Origin of the sequence: Streptomyces lacaronensis (genome assembly GCF_047337785.1) — a bacterium.
GTDB classification, from domain to species: Bacteria; Actinomycetota; Actinomycetes; order Streptomycetales; family Streptomycetaceae; genus Streptomyces; species Streptomyces lycopersici.
On record NZ_JBLHDK010000003.1, the window covers coordinates 3,959,108 to 3,979,028 of the forward strand.

General features: G+C 71.3%; 18 protein-coding genes, 5 tRNA genes and 2 pseudogenes. 6 read left to right on the forward strand and 19 right to left on the reverse strand.

Translation table 11 applies throughout. The features are described 5' to 3' along the window. Positions 1–37: 37 nt before the first annotated feature. Both recG and ACMTAK_RS16635 read right to left on the reverse strand, forming a co-directional pair. Entirely contained in the window at positions 38–2,239 is a 2,202-nt protein-coding gene (recG, locus tag ACMTAK_RS16630; protein WP_413812912.1) for an ATP-dependent DNA helicase RecG, read from the reverse strand. 142 nt (positions 2,240–2,381) lie between these two features. Then, on the reverse strand, positions 2,382–4,181 hold the full coding sequence (locus tag ACMTAK_RS16635; RefSeq protein WP_413812913.1) for a DAK2 domain-containing protein: 1,800 nt from the start codon (positions 4,179–4,181) through the stop codon (positions 2,382–2,384). Positions 4,182–4,397: 216 nt separating this feature from the next. On the opposite strand from ACMTAK_RS16635, the pseudogene rpmB reads away from it, so the two are divergent. Then, positions 4,398–4,508 (forward strand): annotated as a pseudogene (gene rpmB, locus ACMTAK_RS52670) (50S ribosomal protein L28); the annotation flags it as partial. 245 nt (positions 4,509–4,753) lie between these two features. Here the strand turns inward: rpmB and thiD are convergent. Together thiD and ACMTAK_RS16650 are read right to left on the reverse strand one after the other, a co-directional pair. Next, the gene (thiD, locus tag ACMTAK_RS16645; RefSeq protein WP_413806957.1) at positions 4,754–5,593 is read right to left on the reverse strand and encodes a bifunctional hydroxymethylpyrimidine kinase/phosphomethylpyrimidine kinase; all 840 of its coding nucleotides are present in this window, start codon (positions 5,591–5,593) and stop codon (positions 4,754–4,756) included. Positions 5,594–5,684: 91 nt separating this feature from the next. After that, a complete protein-coding gene (locus tag ACMTAK_RS16650; RefSeq protein ID WP_020868182.1) occupies positions 5,685–6,653 on the reverse strand; it encodes a thiamine-phosphate kinase in 969 nt (322 codons plus the stop codon). 136 nt (positions 6,654–6,789) lie between these two features. On the opposite strand from ACMTAK_RS16650, the gene ACMTAK_RS16655 reads away from it, so the two are divergent. Both ACMTAK_RS16655 and ACMTAK_RS16660 read left to right on the forward strand, forming a co-directional pair. Beyond that, positions 6,790–7,023 (forward strand): Lrp/AsnC family transcriptional regulator, encoded by a 234-nt coding sequence (locus ACMTAK_RS16655; protein WP_037948554.1) that lies wholly within the window; start codon positions 6,790–6,792, stop codon positions 7,021–7,023. A 20-nt stretch (positions 7,024–7,043) separates the two neighbouring features. After that, positions 7,044–7,541, forward strand: coding sequence for a DUF3515 domain-containing protein (locus ACMTAK_RS16660; RefSeq protein ID WP_413806958.1), 498 nt, complete (start codon positions 7,044–7,046; stop codon positions 7,539–7,541). 31 nt (positions 7,542–7,572) lie between these two features. Here ACMTAK_RS16660 and ACMTAK_RS16665 read toward each other — a convergent pair whose 3' ends face one another. From ACMTAK_RS16665 to ACMTAK_RS16675, 3 genes are read right to left on the reverse strand one after another with little or no spacing between them, the layout of a single operon-like run. Then, positions 7,573–8,745 (reverse strand): D-alanine--D-alanine ligase family protein, encoded by a 1,173-nt coding sequence (locus ACMTAK_RS16665; RefSeq protein ID WP_413806959.1) that lies wholly within the window; start codon positions 8,743–8,745, stop codon positions 7,573–7,575. A 34-nt stretch (positions 8,746–8,779) separates the two neighbouring features. After that, the gene (locus ACMTAK_RS16670; protein WP_413806960.1) at positions 8,780–9,781 is read right to left on the reverse strand and encodes an NAD(P)H-dependent glycerol-3-phosphate dehydrogenase; all 1,002 of its coding nucleotides are present in this window, start codon (positions 9,779–9,781) and stop codon (positions 8,780–8,782) included. Beyond that, on the reverse strand, positions 9,778–10,536 hold the full coding sequence (locus ACMTAK_RS16675) for a lysophospholipid acyltransferase family protein (RefSeq protein WP_413806961.1): 759 nt from the start codon (positions 10,534–10,536) through the stop codon (positions 9,778–9,780). The genes ACMTAK_RS16670 and ACMTAK_RS16675 overlap by 4 nt, the downstream gene beginning before the upstream one ends. Positions 10,537–10,705: 169 nt before the next feature. On the opposite strand from ACMTAK_RS16675, the pseudogene cofC reads away from it, so the two are divergent. Then, positions 10,706–11,320: pseudogene (gene cofC, locus ACMTAK_RS16680) on the forward strand (2-phospho-L-lactate guanylyltransferase); the annotation flags it as partial. Positions 11,321–11,684: 364 nt separating this feature from the next. Here the strand turns inward: cofC and ACMTAK_RS16685 are convergent. The 4 genes from ACMTAK_RS16685 to leuC all read right to left on the reverse strand — a co-directional run bounded on the left by ACMTAK_RS16685 (position 11,685) and on the right by leuC (position 14,785). Further along, positions 11,685–12,260, reverse strand: coding sequence for an HU family DNA-binding protein (locus ACMTAK_RS16685; RefSeq protein WP_413806962.1), 576 nt, complete (start codon positions 12,258–12,260; stop codon positions 11,685–11,687). A 125-nt stretch (positions 12,261–12,385) separates the two neighbouring features. Further along, complete coding sequence (locus ACMTAK_RS16690; RefSeq protein ID WP_413806963.1) at positions 12,386–12,631, reverse strand: SCO5555 family protein; 246 nt, start codon at positions 12,629–12,631, stop codon at positions 12,386–12,388. A gap of 123 nt (positions 12,632–12,754) precedes the next feature. Next, positions 12,755–13,348 (reverse strand): 3-isopropylmalate dehydratase small subunit, encoded by a 594-nt coding sequence (gene leuD, locus ACMTAK_RS16695; protein WP_413806964.1) that lies wholly within the window; start codon positions 13,346–13,348, stop codon positions 12,755–12,757. Positions 13,349–13,354: 6 nt separating this feature from the next. Then, positions 13,355–14,785, reverse strand: a complete 1,431-nt coding sequence (gene leuC, locus ACMTAK_RS16700) for a 3-isopropylmalate dehydratase large subunit (protein ID WP_413806965.1) — start codon at positions 14,783–14,785, stop codon at positions 13,355–13,357. Between the two features lie 143 nt (positions 14,786–14,928). Between leuC and ndgR the strand changes: the two genes are divergently transcribed. After that, a complete protein-coding gene (gene ndgR / locus ACMTAK_RS16705) occupies positions 14,929–15,645 on the forward strand; it encodes an IclR family transcriptional regulator NdgR (protein ID WP_030834082.1) in 717 nt (238 codons plus the stop codon). Between the two features lie 30 nt (positions 15,646–15,675). On the opposite strand, the gene ACMTAK_RS16710 is transcribed toward ndgR, so the two are convergent. Then, positions 15,676–16,167 (reverse strand): DUF4188 domain-containing protein, encoded by a 492-nt coding sequence (locus tag ACMTAK_RS16710; protein ID WP_413806966.1) that lies wholly within the window; start codon positions 16,165–16,167, stop codon positions 15,676–15,678. 96 nt (positions 16,168–16,263) lie between these two features. On the opposite strand from ACMTAK_RS16710, the gene ACMTAK_RS16715 reads away from it, so the two are divergent. Beyond that, positions 16,264–16,905 carry a MerR family transcriptional regulator gene (locus ACMTAK_RS16715; RefSeq protein ID WP_413806967.1) on the forward strand — a complete coding sequence of 214 codons (642 nt, stop codon included), beginning with the start codon at positions 16,264–16,266 and terminating at the stop codon, positions 16,903–16,905. A 62-nt stretch (positions 16,906–16,967) separates the two neighbouring features. On the opposite strand, the gene ACMTAK_RS16720 is transcribed toward ACMTAK_RS16715, so the two are convergent. The 7 genes from ACMTAK_RS16720 to ACMTAK_RS16750 all read right to left on the reverse strand — a co-directional run bounded on the left by ACMTAK_RS16720 (position 16,968) and on the right by ACMTAK_RS16750 (position 19,889). Continuing rightward, a tRNA-Glu gene (locus ACMTAK_RS16720) sits at positions 16,968–17,043 on the reverse strand. Between the two features lie 22 nt (positions 17,044–17,065). Beyond that, a tRNA-Gln gene (locus tag ACMTAK_RS16725) sits at positions 17,066–17,137 on the reverse strand. Positions 17,138–17,150: 13 nt separating this feature from the next. Continuing rightward, positions 17,151–17,223: transfer RNA gene (locus tag ACMTAK_RS16730), tRNA-Glu, on the reverse strand. 31 nt (positions 17,224–17,254) lie between these two features. Further along, positions 17,255–17,327, reverse strand: a tRNA-Glu gene (locus ACMTAK_RS16735). Positions 17,328–17,377: 50 nt separating this feature from the next. Then, positions 17,378–17,449 (reverse strand) — tRNA-Gln (locus ACMTAK_RS16740). Positions 17,450–17,617: 168 nt separating this feature from the next. Then, on the reverse strand, positions 17,618–19,105 hold the full coding sequence (gltX, locus tag ACMTAK_RS16745; protein ID WP_413806968.1) for a glutamate--tRNA ligase: 1,488 nt from the start codon (positions 19,103–19,105) through the stop codon (positions 17,618–17,620). Further along, positions 19,098–19,889: a fumarylacetoacetate hydrolase family protein gene (locus tag ACMTAK_RS16750; protein WP_020868197.1), complete on the reverse strand. Its 792-nt coding sequence runs from the start codon at positions 19,887–19,889 to the stop codon at positions 19,098–19,100. The genes gltX and ACMTAK_RS16750 overlap by 8 nt, the downstream gene beginning before the upstream one ends. Positions 19,890–19,921 lie beyond the last annotated feature (32 nt).

Sequence of the window (19,921 nt, forward strand, 5' to 3'; positions counted from 1 at the left end):
GGGCGGTCGGGGGCCGGGCGCTCCCCGCCGGCTCAGCTCAGCCCTTGTCGAGGAACTCCGCGCGCTCCTTGTCCAGCAGGGCGTCCAGCGCGGTGCGCAGCTGCGGGTATCCGGCCAGCTCCGGGTCGGCGGCCACGATCGTGGCCGCCTCCTCCCGGGCCGCCGCGATGACCTCCTCGTCGTCGATGACGGCGAGCACCCGCAGCGAGGAGCGGACCCCGGACTGGGCCTGGCCGAGCACATCGCCCTCCCGGCGCTGCTCCAGGTCGATCCGGGACAGCTCGAAGCCGTCGAGCGTGGCCGCGACCGCGCCCAGCCGGGCCCGGGCGGGGCTGCCCTCGGGCATGTCGGTCACCAGCAGGCACAGCCCGGCGGCCGAGCCCCGGCCGACGCGGCCGCGCAGCTGGTGCAGCTGGGAGACGCCGAACCGGTCGGCGTCCATGATCACCATGGCGGTGGCGTTGGGCACGTTCACACCGACCTCGATGACGGTCGTGGCGACCAGGACGTCCACCTCGCCCGCGGCGAAGCGGCGCATCACCTCGTCCTTGGCCTCGGGCTGCATCCGCCCGTGCAGCACCTCCACCCGCAGATCACTCAGCGGGCCCTTGACGAGCTGCTCGGCGACGTCGACGACGGCCAGCGGCGGGCGCTTCTCGGCCTCGTCCTCGGCGGACTTCTCCTTCGCCGCCTTGGACTCGTCCTCCTCGTCCCCGATCCGCGGGCACACCACATAGCCCTGGTGGCCGGCGGCCACCTCCTCGCGCACCCGCTCCCAGGCGCGGGTCAGGAAGTGCGGCTTGTCCCTGGCGGGCACCACATGGGAGGCGATCGGGGAGCGGCCCGAGGGCAGCTGGTCCAGGACGGAGGTCTCCAGGTCGCCGAAGACGGTCATGGCGACGGTGCGCGGGATCGGCGTGGCCGTCATCACCAGCAGATGCGGGGGCTGCTTGCCCTTGGAGCGCAGGGCGTCGCGCTGCTCGACCCCGAAGCGGTGCTGCTCGTCCACGACCACCAGGCCGAGATCGTGGAACTGGACCTTGTCCTCGATCAGGGCATGGGTGCCGATCACGATCCCGGCCTCGCCGGTGACCAGGTCCAGCAGGGCCTGACGGCGGGCCGCGGCGCCCATGGAGCCGGTGAGCAGCACCACCTTCGTCCCCCGCTCGGCGCCGCCGAGCATCCCGCCCTCCCGTCGCCCACCACCGCCCTTCTGCGGAGGCGCTTCGCGCCACAGCCCCCAACTGGCCAGCTCCCCCATCATCTCGGTGATCGAGCGGTGGTGCTGCTGGGCGAGCACCTCCGTGGGCGCGAGCATCGCCGCCTGGCCCCCGGCGTCCACGACGCCGAGCATCGCGCGCAGCGCGACCATGGTCTTGCCCGAGCCGACCTCGCCCTGGAGCAGGCGGTGCATGGGATGGTCGGTGGCGAGGTCGGCGAAGATCTCCTCGCTGACCTTGCGCTGGCCCTCGGTGAGGGTGAACGGCAGCCGGGCGTCGAAGGCGGTCAGCAGCCCGTCCGGCGCGGGCTTGCGGGGCGCGGCGGGCAGCTGGGCGTCGGCCTGCCGCCGCCGGGCGAGCGCCACCTGAAGGACGAACGCCTCGTCCCACTTCAGCCGGTCCCGGGCCGTCGCGATATCGGCCTTGGTGCCCGGCCGGTGGATCTTGCGCAGCGCCTCGGGGAGCGTGGCCAGCCCCCGGCCCTCGCGCAGGCTCTCGGGCAGCGGGTCGATCAGCCCGGCCAGCGCGGACTCCTCATGACCGGCCGGGCCGAGCACGGTGTCGACGGCCTGCTGGATCTGCCAGGACTCCATCTGCTTGCACGCCGGGTACAGCGGCAGCAGCTGATTGGCGAACGCCTCCACGGTCTCCGCGCCGCTCCCCGCACCCAGCGTCTTGAACTCCGGGTGGGCCAGCTGCCGCTTGCGGTTGAAGACCGAGACCTTCCCGGCGAACATCGCGCGGGTGCCGGGCTGGAGCTCGGTACGCGGCTTGTGGACGCCCTTGCCGAAGAAGACCAGCTGGAGACGGCCGCTGCCGTCGGTGATGGTGACCTCCAGCCGTCGGCCCCGGCCGCCGTTGAACGTGTGCACCCGGGCGTCGGCGACCTGCGCCACCACGGTCACATGCTCGTCCAGGGGCAGGTCGGACAGCCGGGTCAGCTCACCGCGCTCCGCGTACCGCCGCGGGTAGTGGTGCAGCAGGTCGCCGACGGTGTGCAGGTCGAGATGGTCGGCCATCACCTTCGCGGTGTTGCCGCCCAGGACCTTCTTCAGGGATTCATCCAGCACGGGCACTCGTCCATTGCACACCACGGGGGTGACAATCGGGATGACGAGCGGGGTGATTCCGGCGGGGCGGCTCAGGGATCGGCCGCCGGGCTCATTCGATGCCTATGATCAGCGGCGCGGTGGGCTGACCGCCGCGGTAGACGACCGTGTCGACGGCGAAGTGCCCCTCCCGCACATGCCGCTCCAGCAGTTCGGCGACCTCGTCCGGAAGGTCCGCGCCGAGTACCAGCGTGACCATCTCACCGCCCGACGCCAGCATCCGGTCCAGCACCGTCTCGGCGGTCGCGGCCAGCTCCGAGCCGATCACCGCCACATCGCCGTCGATCATGCCCAGGACGTCCCCGGCCTGGCACACCCCGGCCGTGGTCCAGGACTGGCGCTCGGCGACGGCCAGTTCCGCGTAGCGGGTGGCGCCCGCGGCCGAGGTCATGGCGACCACGTCCTCGTCGAAGCTGCGGCCCGGCTCGTGGACGGCGAGCGCGGCGATGCCCTGGACGGCGGAGCGGGTGGGGATCACCGCGACCCGTACGCCCTCGGCGCGGGCCTGGGCCGCGGCCGCGGCCGCCGTGTGGTGCAGCTCGGCGTCGTTCGGCAGCAGCACGACCTCCCGGGCGTGGGCCCGGCGGACGGCGTCCACCAGCTCACCGCCGGCGGGCGGCTCCCCGGGGCGGGTGGCGACCGCGGTCGCGCCCGCCTCCGCGCACAGCGCGGCCAGTCCGTCGCCGGGGACGACGGCGACCACGGCCCGGGGCGCGCGCTCGGCGCGCGGGCCGCCCGTGGGGGCCTGGGCACCGGACTGATCCGGCAGCACGATGGCCGGGCCCGGCCGGTCCGGACCGCCCGAGCCCGCCTTACGGACGGCGGCGCCGTCGAAGTGGGTGATCCGGATGCGGTACGGGCGCCCGGCCTGGATGCCCGCCTCCACGGCCGCCCCCGCGTCGTCCACATGGACGTGGACGTTCCACAGGCCGTCGCCGCCGACGACCACCAGGGAGTCGCCGAGGGCGTCCAGCCGCTCCCTCAGGGCGGTCACGGCCGTCTCGTCGGCCTCCAGGAGGTAGATCACCTCGAAGGCGGGCCCGCCGCCCGGGGTGCCGTCAGCGGAACAGCCCGCCGGATCCTGCCCGCCGGTCCCGGTGGGCGCCAGGGCGTCACGGCCGGGGCGGGCGGGGGCGGGCGCCGCGGGGGCCTCGCCCGACAGGGCCTGGGCGAGCCCGCCCAGGACCGTCACCAGGCCGTAGCCGCCCGCGTCGACCACCCCCGCGCGGGCGAGGACGTCGAGCTGTCCGGGGGTGGCCTGGAGCGCCGTACGGGCGCCCTCGTACGCGGCGCGGGCCACCCTGGCGACGTCGCCCGTGGCGCGCTCCGCGCTCTCCGCGGCGGCCACGGCGACCGTAAGGACGGTGCCTTCGACGGGGTGCGCGACGGCCAGGTAGGCGAGGTCGACCGCGCGCCGCAGCGCCCGCCGCAGCCCGTCCGCCTCGCCCGCGCCCGGGTTTCCGCCCGGCGTGCCGTCGGCCAGGACGTCCGCCATACCGCGCAGCAGCTGCGCCAGGATCGTGCCGGAGTTGCCCCGCGCGCCGATCAGCGCGCCATGGGCCATGGCGCGCACCACATCGGCGAGGGTGGGACGGGACACGGCGGCCGAGTTCGCGTGGCCGTCGAAGGCGGCGTCCACGGCCCGGGCGGCGGACTCGACGGTCAGATACAGATTGGTGCCGGTGTCCCCGTCCGCGACCGGATAGACATTGATCGCGTCGATGTCCGCACGGGCCCGGCCCAGCGCGTCGAGGGCGAGCCCGCACCAGGTCCGTACCGCATCGGCATCGAGCGTGTGCGGCACGAAAGATCCTCCTCGGAGGCTGCTGGGGCGGGGTGGGCATCGCGTCATCGCAGGGTAGCCGCCGCCCTCGGCGGGTGCCGGGGCAGCCATGATAGTTTCGTTGTACGGGAGTGGCCGTTGTATGCTGCTCCGGTTGCCCGATGCGAATCGGGCTATTCCCCCCAGGCGCCGCCGATCCTCCACGATCCAGGCAACGTCCGGGGCATCCGTTCAGTGTCCTGTCTCCTCGCGAGAAGCGAGGGCGACCCGTCTTTGGAGTAACCCGTGGCTGCCAACTGCGACGTCTGCGGCAAGGGGCCGGGCTTCGGCAACAACATCTCGCACTCGCACCGCCGCACCCGCCGTCGTTGGAACCCCAACATCCAGACGGTGCGCGCTGTGGTCGGTCGCACCCCGAAGCGGCTCAACGTCTGCACCTCGTGCATCAAGGCCGGCAAGGTTTCGCGCTAGTCGTCTAGTCGCACGGCCTCCCCGCGCAAGCGGGATACCGGTACGCCAGGCCGGTCCACCACTGGAGTGGACCGGCTCTTTATTTTGTGGGCTCGGTTCGCCTCCGGGGCGCAGAAGTCTCCCCCAGCTACCGCTGGGAGGTGCCCCCGGCCGGAAGACCCGAGCACCCCTCAGCCGGTCCCCTCCGACAGCCACCCGTGGTCGACCGGGCCGATGCCCGTGCCCAGGGGGAAGCCCGCCGCGATGGCGCCCGTGACGTAGTCCTTGGCCGCCGTGACGGCCTCAGGGACCTCGTAGCCGCCCGCCAGATACGTGGCGATGGCCGCGGCCAGGGTGCACCCCGTGCCGTGCGTATGGCGGTTGTCCTGGCGCGGCGCGCGCAGCCAGTGCTCCTCGGTGCCGTCGGTGAGCAGATCCACCGCGTCGCCGCCGGGCAGATGGCCACCCTTGATCAGCGCCCACCGCGGACCGTGGCCCAGCACCGCCCCGGCCGCCCGCCGCTGGTCGTCCTCCGACGCCACCCGGACGCCGGTGAGCTGGGCCACCTCGTCCAGGTTGGGCGTGGCGACGGTCGCGGTCGGCAGCAGCTTCGTACGGACCGCGTCGAGGGCCTCGGCGGCCAGCAGCGGGTCACCGTGCTTGGAGACGCCGACCGGATCGACGACCACCGGGGCGGTGACGTCCGCGAGCAGCGCGGCGACGGTCTCGACCAGTTCGGCGGTCGCCAGCATGCCGGTCTTGACCGCCTGGACGCCGATGTCGTCGGCCACACTGCGGAACTGGGCCCGTACGGCCTCGGCGGGCAGCTCCCAGGCGCCCTGGACGCCCAGGGAGTTCTGCGCCGTCACCGCGGTGATCACGCTCATGCCGTGGGCGCCCAGGGCCAGCATGGTCTTCAGGTCGGCCTGGATGCCCGCGCCGCCGCCGGAGTCCGATCCGGCGACGGTGAGGACGCGCACGGGCGCCGTGCCGTCATGGGCGGGGCGGGGGACGCGGGGAGGTAGAGCCATGGCCCCGAATCTACTCGGCGCCCCGGCACCCCCGGACGTCCCCCAGGGCGCCCTTACGGTCGCTCGGCGCCCTTACGTCCACACATCACCGTCACTCGGCGCCCTTACCGTCGCCGAAGTGGTCCCAGCCCCCGTGTGCCCAGGGAGCTCCGTCCACCGTCACCTGGGGCAGCGCCGAGGGGTTGAGCACCTCGCCGATCACCTTCCAGCGGGCCGGCAGCTTGGCGTCGGGCGGGAAAGTGGCCACGATCGCGTGGTCCTCTCCCCCGCTGAGCACCCACTGGAGCGGATCGACGCCCACCGCCTGCCCGATGTCCGACATCTGCGAGGGGACGTCGATGTCCGCCGAGCGCAGATCGATGCGGACCTTGCTGGCCTCCGCGATATGCCCGAGGTCGGCCACCAGCCCGTCGCTCACATCGGTCATCGCGGTCGCGCCCAGCCCGGCGGCGGCGGGACCGGCGTGGTACGGCGGCTCCGGCCGCCGGTGCGCCTCGACGAAGGCCCGCGGCGAGCGGAAGCCGCGCGAGAGCACCGCGTGTCCGGCCGCCGACCAGCCCAGCCACCCGGTGACGGCGACGACGTCGCCGGGCTGGGCACCGGATCGGGTGACCGGATCGTGGTTGCGCAGATCGCCCAGTGCGGTGATGGAGACGGTGATGGTGTCCCCGCGCACGACGTCACCGCCCACCACGGCCGCGCCCGCGACCTGGCATTCGTCGCGGATGCCGTCCATCAGCTCGGCCGGCCAGGTCACCGGCAGATCGGCGGGGACCACCAGGCCGAGCAGCAGGGCCGTCGGCACGGCGCCCATGGCCGCGATGTCGGCCAGGTTCTGGGCCGCGGCCTTACGGCCGACGTCATAGGCGGTGGACCAGTCCCGGCGGAAGTGCCTGCCCTCCAGCAGGATGTCCGTACTGGCCACGACCCTCCGGTCGGGCGCGGCCACGACCGCGGCATCGTCACCGGGCCCCAGCCTCACCGCCGGGGTGGTGGTGAGCCGGGATGTGAGTTCTCTGATGAGCCCGAACTCCCCCAACTCGCCCACGGTGCCCTTCATCCCATCGCCCCTTCGTACTCGTGACCACTTTCCGCCGCGCCGCGCTCCCCGCGCGGGTCTCCCCGCGCCGCATGGCGACGCGGTACCGTGGCGTCCCTTCTTTCCACATGATCCTCGTAGCCGCCCTGGAGGTTCCGTGGTACAGGCGTACATCCTGATCCAGACCGAGGTCGGCAGGGCCTCGACCGTGGCCGACGTCATCGCCAAGCTCCCCGGGGTGATACAGGCGGAGGACGTGACGGGCCCCTACGACGTGATCGTGCGGGCCCAGGCCGACACGGTCGATGAGCTCGGCCGCATGGTGGTCGCGAAAGTCCAGCAAGTGGAAGGGATCACCCGTACCCTGACCTGCCCCGTCGTCCATCTCTAGCTCCCCCGTATGATCGGCCGGTGAATTCCGCACACCGTAGTCTCACCCGACGGCTCGTTCCGCTGTCCGCCGCGGTGGCCCTGGCCCTGGTGCCGGTAGCCGGTTGCTCCTTCACCGGGGATTCCGACGACACCAAGGCGCCCGCGGTTCCCACGCCGGCCCCACAGGCGGCCGCCATATGCCGGGCGCTGCACAAGGAACTGCCCGATGCCGTGGACGGGCTGAAGCGGGGCACCGCCGAGCCCGCCTCGGACTACACAGCCGTGTGGGGGGACCCCGCCGTGCAGCTGCGCTGCGGGGTCCCCCGGCCGGAGGCGATGGGCTCCAAGACCGATTCGGCCGAGGTGAACGGCGTCGAGTGGCTCCCGGAGAAGCGACAGGACGGCTACCGCTTCACCACCGTACTGCGCCGGGCCTATGTCGAGGTGACCGTGCCCGGGAAGTACTCCCCCGAGATCAACCCCCTGCTCGATCTCGCCCGCGCCGTCAAGAAGGCGGTTCCGAAGGGCGTGGCCTAGCCCGGCCCCGTGCGACTGCGCGGCCGGTCGGCTAGCGCAGCCCCGTCGAGCGGCGGAGCGCGGCCTCCAGCAGCCGGTCCACCAGCTCGGGGTAGCTCACGCCGCTCTCCTGCCACATGCGCGGGTACATCGAGATGGGGGTGAAGCCGGGCATGGTGTTGATCTCGTTGATCACGAACTCACCGCTGTCCAGCAGGAAGAAGTCGGCCCGCACCAGCCCCTCGCAGGACGCCGCCTCGAAGGCGGCCACCGCGAGCTCCTGGACCCGGCGGGTCTGCTCCTCGGTGAGCGGCGCGGGCACGATGCCGTCCGCCGCGTCGATGTACTTCGCCTCAAAGTCGTAGAAGGCGTGGGAGGAGACCGGCGGAATCTCGGCGGGCACGCTGGCGCGCGGCCCGTCCTCGTACTCCAGCACCCCGCACTCGATCTCGCGGCCGCGCAGCAGCGCCTCCACGATGACCTTCGGGTCGTGGCGCCTGGCCTCCTCGACGGCCGCGTCCAGGTCCGCCGGGCCCTCGACCTTGCTGATGCCGAAGGACGAGCCGGCGCGCGCGGGCTTCACGAAGAGCGGCCAGCCGTGCTCCTCGGCGAACTCCACGATCCGTTGGCGGGCGGCGGAAGGTTCCTGCTCCCAGGCCCGGGGTCGGATCACCTCGTACGGGCCGACGGGCAGCCCGAAGGAGACGAACACCCGCTTCATGTACTCCTTGTCCATGCCCACGGCGGAGGCGAGCACCCCTGCGCCCACATACGGCACCCCGGACAGCTCCAGCAGCCCCTGGAGGGTGCCGTCCTCGCCGTACGGACCGTGCAGCATGGGGAAGACGACGTCGACGTCGCCCAGCGCCTTGGGCACCGCCCCCGGCTCGCTGTAGACGACCTCGCGGCTCCCCGGGTCGACCGGGAGGACGACCGAGCCCTCGCTGGACTCGGCGAGCCGTTCGACGCTGGGCAGCTCGCGGTTGGCGATGGCCATCCGCTCGGGCTCGTCGGCGGTCAGCGCCCAACGGCCGTCCGTGGTGATGCCGATCGGCAGCACGTCGTACTTCTCGCGGTCGATGGCGCGCAGCACGGCGCCCGCGGTGACCACCGAGATGGCGTGCTCGGAACTGCGGCCGCCGAAGACGACGGCGACGCGCGGCTTGTGCCGCTCGCCTCCGGAGGAAGCCGGAACAGGGCCTGGGGAAGGGGTCTGGCTGCTCATATCGCGTTGAGGTTACCTTGCGGTCCGCGTGGCGTCAGTGCCGCTCGGCCTTGGCGCTGCGGGACATCAGCTCTTTGAGTGCGACAAGGGGCTGTTTGCCGTCGTGCACGATCTCGACGACGGTTTCGGTGATGGGCATGTCGACGTCGTGGCGGCGGGCGAGATCCAGCACCGACTCGCACGACTTGACGCCCTCCGCGGTCTGCTTGGTGACCGCGATGGTCTCCTCCAGTGTCATCCCGCGGCCCAGGTTGGTGCCGAAGGTGTGGTTGCGGGAGAGCGGGGAGGAGCAGGTGGCGACGAGGTCGCCCATGCCCGCCAGGCCCGCGAAGGTGTGCGCGTCGGCGCCCATCGCCAGCCCCAGCCGGGTCGTTTCGGCGAGGCCGCGGGTGATGAGCGACGCCTTGGTGTTGTCGCCGAGGCCCATGCCGTCGGCGATGCCCACGGCCAGCGCGATGACGTTCTTCACCGCGCCGCCCAGCTCGCAGCCGACCACGTCGGTGTTGGTGTACGGGCGGAAGTACGCGGTGTGGCAGGCGGTCTGGAGACGGCGGGCCACGCTCTCGTCGGGGCAGGCCACCACGGCGGCGGCGGGCTGCCGGGCGGCGATCTCCTTGGCGAGGTTGGGTCCGGTGAGCACCGCGACGCGCTCCGCGGGCGCCTTGGCGACCTCCTGGACGACCTCGCTCATCCGCTTGGCCGTGCCGAGTTCGACGCCCTTCATCAGGGAGACCAACACGGTGTCGGCGGCCAGCAGCGGGGCCCAGTCGGAGAGGTTGCCGCGCAGCGTCTGGGAGGGCACGGAGAAGACGGTGAACTCCGCGCCTGCCGCGGCCTCGGCCGGGTCGGTGGTGGCGCGCACACCGTCGGGGAGCCGCACCCCGGGGAAGTAGTCGGGATTGCCGCGGCCGGTGTTGATGGCCTCGACGACACCGGGCCGGCGCCCCCACAGCGTCACCTCGCACCCCGCGTCGGCGAGCACCATCGCGAAGGCGGTGCCCCAGGAGCCGGTGCCGAAGACGGCGCAGCGCGTCACGTGCTCTCCTCATCGGCCAGCGGGAGCGGCGGGCCGTCGGTGCCGGCCCCGGTGGGCCGGTCGTACCTCTGAACGGGCGCCGGCTCGCCGCGCACCTCGGAGAGGAGCTCGGTGATGGCGTCCATGATGGTGTCGGTGGCCGCCCTGAGGACCTCGGCGGTGGGCTCCTGGCCGTAGAACTCGGACAGGTCCACCGGCGGCCCGGCGTGCACCTTGAGCGTCTTACGGGGGAAGAGGCGGACCCGCCTCTCCTTGGCGTAGGGCGGCACGGCCTCGTTGGCGCCCCACTGGGCGACGGGGATGACCGGGGCCTTGGTGAGCAGCGCGACCCGCGCGGCGCCGGTCTTTCCGCGCATGGGCCACATCTCCGGGTCGCGGGTGAGGGTGCCCTCGGGGTAGAAGGCCACGCACTCCCCCTTGTTGATGGCGTCCACGGCGGACCGGAAGGCGTTGGCGGCGTCGGCGGACTCGCGGTAGACGGGGATCTGGCCGGTGCCGCGGAGCATGGTGCCCACGAAGCCGCCTCTGAAGAGGGCGGCCTTGGCGAGGAAGCGCGGCACCCTTCCGGTGTTGTACTGGAAGTGCGCGTAGGAGAGCGGGTCGAGATACGAGTTGTGATTGATCGCGGTGATAAATCCACCGTCGGCCGGAATGTGCTCCATTCCGTGCCAGTCCCGCTTGAACAGAACCACCAGCGGCGGTTTGCACAAGACCGCTGCCATGCGGTACCAGAAGCCGATTCTGCGGCCGGACACTCGGAACATCCTCTCTTGGACCCTGCTGACCTGCTGGCTTGCTGCCGCCCGGGCAGCCGCACAAGTGTCGCTCCGGGCACCCTGTCTGTCGAGGACACCGTAACCCCGCACGTCTTCGGCGAGCCGGGCAGCAGGTCAGAATGAGGCCGTGGGAAGAAACGGAGCCCCTGTGACCTGGACCCTCGTGGTGCCGCTGAAGCCCTTGACGCGGGCCAAGACCAGGCTCTCCGACGCCGCGGGGGACGGTCCCCGGGCCTCGCTCGCCCTCGCGTTCGCCCAGGACACGGTGGGCGCGGCGCTGGCGAGCCGATGGGTGCGGGGGGTGACCGTCGTCACCGACGACCCGCTCGCCGGGCGTGAGCTGTCGGCCCTCGGCGCCCGGATCCTGCCCGACTCCCCGGGGCGCGGGCTGAACGCGGCGCTGGCGCACGGCGCCCGTGCGGTCCGCGGGGAGCGCCCCGAGGCCGCCGTGGCGGCGCTCAACGCCGATCTCCCGGCGCTGCGGACGGTGGAGCTCGACCTGGTGCTCGAGGCCGCGTCCGGCTTCTCACGCGCCTTCCTGGCGGACGCCGCGGGGGTGGGCACCACGCTGCTCTCGGCGGCGCCCGGCGCCGAGCTGGCGCCCGCCTTCGGGGGCCCGTCGCGGGACCGGCACCGGGCGTCGGGGGCGCGGGAGATCGAACTGGCGGGGGTCGACTCGGTGCGGCGCGACGTGGACACGGCCGGGGATCTGCGCGCGGCGGTGGCCCTGGGCGTGGGTGCCCACACCAGGGCTAGGCTGGCGGACATGCAGGGAACCGCCTATACGTACGACCCCGAGACCCGCGCCGGCAGCGTGCTGCTGGACGACGGCACGCCGCTGCCGTTCGACACCGCGGCCTTCGACGCCGGGGGGCTGCGGATGCTGCGCCCGGGGCAGCGGGTGCGGATCGAGGTGGAGGGCGAGGGCGAGCAGCGCCGGGTCGTCTTCGTCACGCTGCAGACATTCTGAGCGCCGTAAGGCTCCGGGCCCGGCGGACGAATACGAGCGCCACGGAGGTTTCCGGGCACGGGCCCCTGGGACACCGGGCGCCGACAGCACCGCGGGCCGGGCTCCCTCGGGGAGCCCGGCCCGGCGCGGATGCGGTGGGGCGCCTGAGCGCCACCGGCTAGCGCTTCCTGGCGGTGGTCTTCTTCGCGGTGGTCTTACGGGCACTCGTCTTGCGCGCCGGGGCCTTCTTCGCGGTGGCCTTGGCGGGGGCCTTCTTGGCCGTGGTCTTCTTGGCGGGGGCCTTCTTGGCCGTGGTCTTCGTCGCGGGGGCCTTCTTGGCCGCCGCCTTCTTCGCGGGAGCCTTCTTCGCAGGAGCCTTCTTGGCGGTCGCCTTCTTGGCCGCGGCCTTCTTCGCCGCCGCCTGGAGACTGCCCTTGGGGGCCTTCTTCACGGCGACCTCGCCGCCGCGCGGAAGCTTCTTGGAGCCGCTCACCAGATCCTTGAAGCCCTGGCCGGGACGGAAGCGGGGCACCGAGGTCTTCTTGACCCGCACGCGCTCCCCGGTCTGGGGGTTACGGGCGTACCGGGCGGGTCGCTCCACCTTCTCGAACGAACCGAATCCAGTGACCGAAACTCGCTCCCCGGTGACGACCGCCCGGACGATGGCGTCCAGGACGGCGTCTACGGCATCGGCGGCCTGCTGACGGCCGCCGACCTTGTCGGCAATCGCTTCTACGAGCTGCGCCTTGTTCACGTCTTCCCCTTCGGAGACATTGCCGGAATCAATGTGTTCAAGCCTTTTCGCACGTTAGGCAGATATATACCGCAAATCAAACACGAAACGGGCTAATCACCCTTGTGCCGCAACGCACTCGATCGTCACGGACTTCTGTCGGTGTCGGGATCTTGAGGGAAACGCCCCTCGTCGAGGTCGTTCATCAACCGCTCCAGGCGCTTTGCCGCGTCTGCGAGATCGTGTTTCGCCGCTGAGGTGATGACCAGCAGCTTCCGGGACAGCGCCATCCGTACGCCCTCCGGGACTTGCAGTGCGCGCACCTTTGCGTGCGCTTCCTTGAGCCGGTCGGCGACGATGCCGTAGAGCTCGAGTTGGCCGTCGCGTTCCATGCACTGATTGTGCCATCTGAGGCGAGTTGTCGCTTCACGGGGCCTCAACGTGCCGATGCGCCGCCGGTCCGAGGACCGGCGGCGCATCTTGCCAAACCCGCTCTGTACAGGGAGAACCGGGGGTCAGACCTCCACGGTGCGGGGCTTGAAGGAGGGGCGACGCGCCTCGTACGAAGCGATCGAATCCTCCTCCCTGAGGGTGAGGCTGATGTCGTCCAGACCCTCCAGGAGTCGCCACCGGGCATTCTCGTCAAGCTCAAAATCAGCCGTGATGCCCTCGGCCCGGACCTGGCGCTCGACGAGGTCCACGGTGACTTCCGCGGTGGGGTCCGCCTCGACCAGCTTCCACAGCCGGTCCACGGTCTCCTGCGGCAGGACGACGGTCAGCAACCCGTTCTTGAGGGAGTTGCCCCGGAAGATGTCGGCGAAGCGGGCCGAGACGACGGCCTTGAAGCCGTAGTTCTGCAGCGCCCACACCGCGTGCTCGCGCGAGGAGCCGGTGCCGAAGTCGGGGCCGGCCACCAGAACCGTTCCACCCTTGTACTCGGCCTTGTTGAGCACGAACTCCGGGTCCTTGCGCCACGCCTCGAAAAGGCCGTCCTCGAAGCCGTCGCGGGTGACCTTCTTGAGCCAGTGCGCCGGGATGATCTGGTCCGTGTCCACATTGCTGCGGCGCAGCGGGACGGCCCGGCCGGTGTGCGTGGTGAATGCTTCCATGACTGCTCAGGCCCCCACGGGAGTCGATACGGCGGCGTCGGACAGGTCGGCGGGCGAGGCCAGGTGGCCCAGCACCGCGGTGGCGGCGGCGACCTGCGGCGAGACCAGGTGGGTCCGACCGCCCTTGCCCTGCCGGCCCTCGAAGTTGCGGTTGGACGTGGACGCCGACCGCTCACCGGGCGCGAGCTGGTCGGGGTTCATGCCCAGGCACATCGAGCAGCCCGCGTGCCGCCATTCGGCCCCCGCGGCGGTGAACACCTTGTCCAGCCCCTCCTCGACGGCCTGGAGGGCGACCCGCACCGAACCGGGGACCACCAACATCCGTACGCCGTCGGCCACCGCACGTCCGGACAGCACCGAGGCGGCGGAGCGCAGGTCCTCGATGCGCCCGTTGGTGCAGGAGCCGACGAAGACCGTGTCCACCCTGATGTCGCGCAGCGGCTGACCCGCCGTCAGGCCCATGTACTCCAGGGCCTTCTCGGCGGCGTAGCTCTCGCTGGCGTCCTCGAAGGAGGCCGGGTCCGGGACCGACTCCGACAGCGGCGCGCCCTGGCCCGGGTTGGTGCCCCAGGTGACGAACGGGGCGAGTTCGGAGGCGTCGATGACGACCTCATGGTCGAAGACCGCGTCGTCGTCACTGCGCAGGGTGCGCCAGTACGCGAGCGCCGCGTCCCAGTCGGCGCCCTGGGGGGCGTGCGGGCGGCCCTCCAGATAGGCGAAGGTCGTCTCGTCCGGGGCGATCATGCCCGCACGGGCGCCCGCCTCGATGGACATGTTGCACACGGTCATCCGGGCCTCCATCGAGAGCTTCTCGATGGCCGGGCCGCGGTACTCGATCACATAGCCCTGGCCGCCGCCGGTGCCGATCTTCGCGATGATCGCCAGGATCAGGTCCTTGGCGGTGACGCTCTCGGGCAGCTCACCCTCGACGGTGATCGCCATGGTCCTGAACGGCGCGAGCGGCAGCGTCTGCGTCGCCAGCACATGCTCGACCTGGCTGGTGCCGATGCCGAACGCGAGCGCGCCGAAGGCGCCGTGGGTGGAGGTGTGGCTGTCACCGCAGACCACGGTCGTCCCCGGCTGGGTCAGTCCCAGCTGCGGTCCCACCACGTGGACGACGCCCTGCTCGACATCGCCGAGCGGGTGCAGCCGGACGCCGAACTCCGCGCAGTTCTTGCGCAGCGTCTCCAACTGGGCGCGCGAGACGGGGTCCGCGATCGGCTTGTCGATGTCGAGGGTGGGGGTGTTGTGGTCCTCGGTCGCGAGAGTGAGATCAGTACGACGGACCGTGCGGCCGGACTTGCGCAGGCCGTCGAACGCCTGCGGGCTGGTCACCTCGTGCAGCAGATGCAGATCGATGAAAAGCAGGTCAGGCTCGCCTTCGGCGCGCCGGACGACATGGTCGTCCCAGACCTTCTCCGCCAGTGTCCGTCCCATCGCTGTCCCTCCGGCCGGCGCCAGCGCCGGCCCAAACTCGAGTCGAGTGCGTGCCCTGGTCCGCGGGCCCGCCATTTACAGGGTGGCGGGTATCCCCGGAAATTGAACTTGCGTTTCACACTGTGAGACGTGAGTATCGTCCCATGGACAACACTAGCGGTGTCGGCGTTCTCGACAAGGCGGCTCTGGTTCTGAGCGCCCTGGAGTCCGGTCCGGCCACCCTCGCCGGGCTGGTCGGGGCGACCGGCCTCGCCCGCCCGACGGCACACCGACTGGCGGTGGCACTCGAGCACCACCGGATGGTGGCACGGGACATGCAGGGGCGCTTCATTCTGGGCCCCCGCCTGGCCGAGCTGGCGGCGGCCGCGGGCGAGGACCGGCTGCTCGCCACGGCCGGGCCCGTACTCACCCATCTCCGGGACGTGACCGGCGAGAGCGCGCAGCTCTACCGGCGCCAGGGAGACATGCGCATCTGTGTCGCCGCGGCCGAGCGGCTGTCCGGACTGCGGGACACCGTGCCGGTCGGCTCCACGCTCCCCATGAAGGCCGGCTCGGCCGCCCAGGTGCTGATGGCCTGGGAGGAGCCCGAGCGGCTGCACCGTGGACTCCAGGGGGCCCGCTTCACCGCCACGGCCCTGTCGGGCGTACGGCGGCGGGGCTGGGCCCAGTCGATCGGCGAGCGGGAGCCCGGCGTGGCGTCCGTCTCCGCGCCCGTGCGCGGCCCGTCCAACCGCGTGGTCGCCGCCGTCTCGGTCTCCGGACCGATCGAGCGGCTGACCCGCCACCCGGGCCGTATGCACGCCCAGGCGGTCATCGACGCGGCGGCACGCCTGACGGACGCCCTCCGCAGGGGCAACTAATGACCGCCTTACGGCGCCCATGGCTCCCTATTACACCTTGTTCAAGCTCAGCCGGTCGGCCGCACGCTCCCCGCGGCGGCCGACCGGGACGACTCCGGTGGCCTTGCCCAGACCGAACGCCGGCATGTTGTAGTAGATCGCCTCATGCGCCCCCGCAGGGACCACATAGGTCTCGTGCCAGAGGCCGACCTTGCCCTTGCCCTCGCGCATCCGCCGGTTGAACGCCGCCCAGGCCGGACGGTGCTCCCCGTCCTGATCCGCGGCGTACTCCAGCAGTTTCTCGTGCGAGCTCCAGTACTGGACGACGTACAACACCCGGGGCGGACCGAACAGCAGCTGGTAGCCCAGCAACCCGCTCTCCGCATCCCGTGACAGTTCACGCAGCATCCGCGGCATCGCCGTGAAAGTCGGCCACCAGCTGCGCGGCGCACGGAAACGGTTGACCCGCATGCCGATCAGGAAGACGGTCACCTCCCCCTCGGCCTCGGCGGTCATACGGCCCGCGATCGGCCTGGTACGCATGGCGATCCCCTCGCTTCAGATCTTGGCGATACTATTGGATAGTCAAGCTACCCAACTCTTGGATAGTGCCACTCTCCCATGGAAGGTGCAAGAGGGATGCGACTGGCGGAGCTGAGCGAGCGCAGCGGGGTGTCCACCGCCACGATCAAGTACTACCTGCGCGAACGGCTGCTGCCGCAGGGCGAGCGGATCACCGCCACCCAGTCCGACTACGGCGAGGAACACCTGCGCAGACTTCGGTTGGTGCGGGCACTGATCCAAGTGGGCCGCATGCCGGTGGCCACCGCGCGCGAGGTGCTGCAGGCCGCCGAGGACGAGTCGCTGAGCGAGCACCTGCGGATGGGGGCCGCCGTCTGGGCGCTGCCGCACGGCCCGGAGCCCGAGGCGGAGACACCGGAGACGGTGCGCGCCCGCGATCAGGTGGACGCCCTGCTGGAGCGGCTCGACTGGGGCTACAGCCAGGAACTCGGCGACACTTCCCCGGCGTACCGGACCCTGGTCGAGTCCGTGGTCTCGCTGGCCCGCCTCGGATACCCGCACGACACCGACCACTTGCTGCCGTACGCCCGACTGGCGTCCCAACTGGCCGTCGAGGAGCTGAACGCCGTGGAGGAGTACGACACCCTCTCCGAACGGATCGAGGCGGCGGTGGCGCTGACCGTGCTGTACGAGCCGGTACTGCTCAGCCTGCGGCGTCTGGCCCAGGCCGAGGAATCCGGCCGCCGCTTCAAGGAGTGATCAGAGACAAGGGCGCGTACGGGACACGAAAAAGCCCCCCGCTGTCGCGGAGGGCTTTTCGCTGGTACCCCCGACCGGATTCGAACCGGCGCTACCGCCTTGAGAGGGCGGCGTGCTAGGCCGCTACACAACGGGGGCCTGAATCAGCACAGGTGCTGCGCTGGGCTACCAGGACTCGAACCTAGACTAAATGAACCAGAATCACTCGTGCTGCCAATTACACCATAGCCCATGGTATAGACCAGTACCCCCGACCGGATTCGAACCGGCGCTACCGCCTTGAGAGGGCGGCGTGCTAGGCCGCTACACAACGGGGGCCCTAGCGATCTCCGTCTTGCGAAGAGATCCGTACCCCCGACCGGATTCGAACCGGCGCTACTGCCTTGAGAGGGCAGCGTGCTAGGCCGCTACACAACGGGGGCTTGGTCCTGCTTTGATCAAGAAATCCACCAGACATCCGGGAGATCTCTTGCTGGGGTACCAGGACTCGAACCTAGACTAAGTGAACCAGAATCACTCGTGCTGCCAATTACACCATACCCCACCAAAACGCCACCCTCGTAAGGGGTTTTGTTTGGTTTGCGTCTCCGGTCCGACCTCTCGGCGGCCCGTCCGGCGCAGGAAGAACATTACCCGATGGTGGACGGGCCACCAAAACGAGTATCACCGCGAGTGGCGCCGCCTCGCGGGCGCGGGCGGCGCCTCACGCCGCCTATCCGGCCAGCTTCGCCAGCGCCGCTTCGACCCGGGCCAGCGTGCGCTCGCGGCCCAGGACCTCCAGGGACTCGAACAGCGGGAGTCCGACCGTGCGACCGGTGACCGCGACCCGCAGCGGCGCCTGGGCCTTGCCCAGCTTCAGGCCGTGCTCCTCACCGGCCGCGAGGACCGCGGCCTTCAGGGTCTCGGCGTCCCAGTCCGCCTCGGCGAGCCGGGTGCGGACCGAGGCCAGGAGCGCGTCCGCGCCCGGCTTCATCGCCTTGGCCCAGGACGCCTCGTCGGCCACCGGCTCGTCGAGGAAGAGGAAGTCCACGTTCGCGGTGATGTCGGACAGAACGGTCAGCCGGGTCTGGGCCAGCGGGGCCAGCGCCTCGAAGGCGGCCGCGTCGAAGGCCTCCGGGGCCCACGGCGCGTGCGGGGCCCTCAGCCAGGGCTCGCAGGCCTCGATGAACGCCTTCACGTCCAGCAGCCGGATGTGGTCCGCGTTGATCGCCTCGGCCTTCTTGAGGTCGAAGCGCGCCGGGTTGGCGTTCACCGCCGAGATGTCGAACGCCTCGACCATCTCCTCCAGCGAGAAGACGTCCCGGTCGGAGGAGAGCGACCAGCCCAGCAGGGAGAGGTAGTTGAGCAGCCCCTCGGGGAGGAAGCCGCGCTCCCGGTAGAGGTTCAGCGAGGCCTGCGGATCGCGCTTGGAGAGCTTCTTGTTGCCCTCGCCCATGACGTACGGGAGGTGCCCGAAGGCGGGCACCGCGCCGCCGCCCGCACCGATCTCGGCGAGCGCGCGGTAGAGCGCGATCTGCCGCGGGGTGGAGGAGAGCAGGTCCTCGCCGCGCAGTACGTGCGTGATCTCCATCAGCGCGTCGTCGACGGGGTTGACGAGCGTGTAGAGGGGCGCGCCGTTGGCCCGCACGATCCCGTAGTCCGTGACGTTCTCGGGGGCGAAGGTCAGCTCACCGCGCACCAGGTCGGTGAAGGTGATCGGCTCGTCCGGCATCCGGAAGCGCACGATCGAGGCGCGCCCCTCGGCCTCGTACGCCGCGATCCGCTCGGCGGTCAGAGTGCGGCACTTCCCGTCGTAGCCGGAGGGCCGACCGGCCTTGCGGGCCGCCTCGCGGCGCTCCTCCAGCTCCTCGGCGGTGCAGTAGCAGCGGTAGGCGTGGCCCGCCTCCAGCAGCTTCTCCGCGACCTCGCGGTAGAGGTCCATCCGCTGCGACTGGCGGTAGGGCGCGTGCGGACCGCCGATCTCGGGGCCCTCGTCCCAGTCGAAGCCCAGCCAGCGCATGACGTCCAGCAGCTGGGTGTAGGACTCCTCGGAGTCGCGCGCGGCGTCGGTGTCCTCGATGCGGAACACCAGGGTGCCGCCGTGGTGACGGGCGAAGGCCCAGTTGAACAGGGCCGTGCGGACCAGGCCGACATGGGGGTTGCCGGTCGGCGAGGGACAGAAACGAACCCGCACGGGGGCGGAGGAGGGTGCGCTAGCCACGCTTGATCACCTTGTTGGTGAGAGTGCCGATGCCTTCGATGGTGACGGCGACCTCGTCGCCGACGGAGAGCGGGCCGACGCCCGCCGGGGTGCCGGTGAGCACGACGTCGCCGGGGAGCAGCGTCATCGCCTCGGTGATGTGCACGATCAGATCCTCGATCGGGCGCACCATCTCGCTCGTACGGCCGAGCTGACGCTGCTCACCGTTGACGGTGCACATGATGCCGAGGTCGCCGGCGCGCGTCAGGTCGATATCGGTCTCCACCCAGGGGCCCAGCGGGCAGGAGGTGTCGAAGCCCTTGGCCCGCGCCCACTGCTTCTCGCGTCGCTGGGCGTCGCGGGCCGTGATGTCGTTGCCGCAGGTGTAGCCGAGGATGACGTCCTGGACGCGGTCACGCGGAACCTCGCGGCACATCCGTCCGATGACCACGGCCAGCTCGGCCTCGTAGTGGACCTCGGAGGAGAAGGAGGGGTACGCGACGGGGTCGCCGGGGCCGACCACGGAGGTGGACGGCTTGAAGAAGACGACCGGGACGTCGGGGACCTCGTTGCCCAGCTCCGCCGCGTGCTCGGCGTAGTTGCGCCCGATTCCGACGACCTTGTTCGGCAGGACGGGCGGCAGCAGCCGGACCTTGCTCAGGGGGACCTTCTGGCCCGAGCGCTCGAATTCGGCGAAGGGGTGGCCCTTGATGATGTCGATGACGGGGCCGTCCGGATCGGACGGTTCACCCTCCACCACGCCGAAGGCGACGTTGCCGTCGATGGAGAATCTGGCGATGCGCACGGGAAGCCTTGGCTCCTGACTGAACTCGCTGG

Bases quoted from the DNA above. Each gene is read 5' to 3' on its own strand.
- ACMTAK_RS16715 (WP_413806967.1), top strand. From the start codon at position 16,264: ATGCGACTGGCGGAGCTGAGCGAGCGCAGCGGGGTGTCCACCGCCACG.
- ACMTAK_RS16665 (WP_413806959.1), bottom strand. From the start codon at position 8,745: ATGAGCAGCCAGACCCCTTCCCCAGGCCCTGTTCCGGCTTCCTCCGGA.
- ACMTAK_RS16710 (WP_413806966.1), bottom strand. From the start codon at position 16,167: ATGCGTACCAGGCCGATCGCGGGCCGTATGACCGCCGAGGCCGAGGGG.
- thiD (WP_413806957.1), bottom strand. From the start codon at position 5,593: ATGGCTCTACCTCCCCGCGTCCCCCGCCCCGCCCATGACGGCACGGCG.
- ACMTAK_RS16635 (WP_413812913.1), bottom strand. From the start codon at position 4,181: ATGACGCGATGCCCACCCCGCCCCAGCAGCCTCCGAGGAGGATCTTTC.
- leuC (WP_413806965.1), bottom strand. From the start codon at position 14,785: ATGGGACGGACACTGGCGGAGAAGGTCTGGGACGACCATGTCGTCCGG.
- recG (WP_413812912.1), bottom strand. From the start codon at position 2,239: ATGGCCGACCATCTCGACCTGCACACCGTCGGCGACCTGCTGCACCAC.
- ndgR (WP_030834082.1), top strand. From the start codon at position 14,929: ATGGACAACACTAGCGGTGTCGGCGTTCTCGACAAGGCGGCTCTGGTT.
- ACMTAK_RS16690 (WP_413806963.1), bottom strand. From the start codon at position 12,631: ATGGAACGCGACGGCCAACTCGAGCTCTACGGCATCGTCGCCGACCGG.
- ACMTAK_RS16650 (WP_020868182.1), bottom strand. From the start codon at position 6,653: ATGAAGGGCACCGTGGGCGAGTTGGGGGAGTTCGGGCTCATCAGAGAA.
- leuD (WP_413806964.1), bottom strand. From the start codon at position 13,348: ATGGAAGCATTCACCACGCACACCGGCCGGGCCGTCCCGCTGCGCCGC.